The 2439-nt window shown below is 68.2% G+C and carries 3 protein-coding genes; 2 read left to right on the top strand and 1 reads right to left on the bottom strand.

The features are described from left to right. The coding region (locus AC2VOU_RS13235; RefSeq protein ID WP_486957793.1) for a circularly permuted type 2 ATP-grasp protein at positions 1 to 792 on the bottom strand (792 nt) is incomplete at its 3' end. Between the two features lie 245 nt (positions 793 to 1037). On the opposite strand from AC2VOU_RS13235, the gene AC2VOU_RS13230 reads away from it, so the two are divergent. Both AC2VOU_RS13230 and AC2VOU_RS13225 read left to right on the top strand, forming a co-directional pair. Continuing rightward, a complete protein-coding gene (locus tag AC2VOU_RS13230) occupies positions 1038 to 1874 on the top strand; it encodes a DUF3097 domain-containing protein (RefSeq protein WP_486957792.1) in 837 nt (278 codons plus the stop codon). A 39-nt stretch (positions 1875 to 1913) separates the two neighbouring features. Continuing rightward, positions 1914 to 2439 (top strand): hypothetical protein (locus AC2VOU_RS13225; protein WP_486957791.1); only part of this gene is annotated, 526 nt, incomplete at its 3' end.

Genomic DNA, 2439 nt, shown 5'->3' with positions numbered 1-2439 from the left:
CGGGTCGTGCACACCGTCGGGCGCCGCGTCGATCAGCGCCAGCCGCAACGCCTGCGCGAACGGTGTCGTGGGCCGCGGCCCGACCCTTTCGTACAGGTCGGGCAGGGCTTGCGCCATCACCCGTCGATCGGCGAGCGCATACCCGGCGCCGGACGGGGCCTGGGTCCAGTCGGCGTTGACTCCGAAGCTACCGTCGGGGAGCCGGCTGACATCGCAGGCGTGCATGAAGAGCTGATGGTGCCCGGGCACCTCGATCCCGTCGGCGGCGCGCACATAGCCGGGATGGGCGAACAACAATTCCGGGGGCAGCACGCCTTCGGTGAGCGAACGTCGATTGCCGTACAAATCGGCCAGGACGGCATTGAGAACCCGGGAGCGCTGCACCAGCCCGGTCTCGAGCAGGTCCCAGTCGGGCCCCGAGACCACCAGTGGCAGCGGGTCCAGACGCCACGGTCGCGGCTCACCGTGCCCGCCGGCGGGGTCGACGAGGGTGTAGGTGATGTCGTCGTTGTCGACGAGTTGGCGTACCGCCGAGCAGAGCCGACGCAGGCCGGCTTTCCCGCGGTCACCGACCGCGTCCGCGAGGTCGGCCCATGCCGGGCGAACACCGCCGGTCTCGTCGAGGAACTCGTCGTAGCCGATGAGCGGCCCTTGAAGGGACGGTGGGCGCACGTCGAACAGCGCGTCCTGGGCACGGGCGCTGCGATACCCGGCCAGCAGTCGGTCGACGTCGGTGCGGTCATGCGACGCTGCCGGGTCGCGTGGGCGGACTGCCATTTCTGCCGAAGCCATCATCGCAGGACGGTACGCACGCGCCGCGGATCGAGGATGCCCGGCGCGCCGACGCTTGTGGAATTTCGCATCTGCACCTCTCCAATGGCGGAAGGCTCGAGCTCCAACGCCACTGTGATGGTCATAGTCGGAAATCACATCACACCGGCAACCGGGTCGCAGCGCAGCCAAGTCCGGATTTCGGTGTGGTGTCGGCGGAGTGGCGTAACCGGGTTTGACTGTTGCGCTTTCCTAGGATCGCTCGGGTGAATGATCGTTACGGTTCGGATGTTCTGGCACGTGACCCGCACAACGCACGCAATCCCCGGTCCACCGACATGACCATTGAACTGGGCATGGTCGTGGAAGACGCGCAAACCGGTTATGTCGGCGCGGTGGTCGGTGTCGAGTACGGCCGGATGCAGCTCGAGGACCGCCACGGCCGCCGCAAGCCGTTTCCGGTCGGCCCGGGATACCTGGTCGACGGCAAACCGGTGATTCTGATCGCGCCTCGGGCTGCGCCGCCCAAGGCCACCGCCCGGACGGCGTCGGGATCGGTGGCGGTGACCGGCGCGCGGGCCCGCGTTGCCCGCACCGGCCGCATCTACGTAGAGGGCCGCCACGACGCCGAACTGGTCGAGCAGGTGTGGGGTGACGACCTACGGGTCGAGGGCGTGGTGGTCGAATACCTCGGCGGCGTCGACGATCTCGTCGGCATCGTCGAGCAGTTCCGGCCCGGACCGCAACGACGGCTGGGCGTGCTGGTCGACCACCTGGTGGCCGGCTCGAAGGAGTCGCGGCTGGCCGACGCGGTGCAGCGCAGCCCGGCCGGCGCACATACGCTGGTCGTCGGTCACCCGTTCGTCGACATCTGGCAGGCCGTCAAACCGGCCCGGCTCGGACTGTCGGCGTGGCCGGTGATTCCCCGCGGAACAGAATGGAAACACGGCATCTGCGAAGTCCTGGGCTGGCCGCACGCCGACCAGGCCGACATCGCCGCCGCGTGGCGCCGCATCCGCGGGAAGGTCCGCGACTGGACCGACCTCGACGCCGCGCTGATCGGCCGGGTGGAAGAGCTGATCGACTTCGTCACCCAGCCGTGACAGCCCCGACCGTGGGGCACCGACAATTCGGGAGTTGAGATGCTGCGGGCCGAGTGCTACTCGTTCATGATTGGTTCGTCGCTGTTCGCGATCGGCACCGTGCCGGGGTCGACGACGCACGACGGTATGGCGGCCGGCAACGTGTCGTGCTTCGCGGGTTCTTGGTTCTTCACCGGCGCCGCGCTGCTTCAGCTGTTGTTGAGCACACCGTCGACGCATCGGTCGTGGGAGTTGTCCGCGATACGAGCTGAATGGTACGCGGCGACGGTCGAGCTGTTTGGCACGGTGAATTTCAACCTCAGCACCGGCGCGGTGCTCTGGGCGCACCGCGTAGCGGCCCGCCGGCACTTTGTGTGGTGGCCTGATGTGGCGGGTTCGGTGGCTTTTGTCCTCAGTGGGGCACTGGCGATTGCGGCGACAATACTCACTGCCCGGCTCGTCCGAGTCAGATCACGGTCATGGCTGGCCGCTTGGGCCGGCATGTCGGGGGCGATAGCCTTCGGCGCCTCGGCGGTCGGCGCCTTCGTGACGGAGGCAGGAAACGCGTGGAACGTGCAACTAGCCC

This window comes from Mycobacterium sp. TH-M25, from assembly GCF_057473665.1.
Note: the sequence above shows the minus strand (reverse complement) of the source record. Positions and strands in the feature narration are given on the sequence as shown.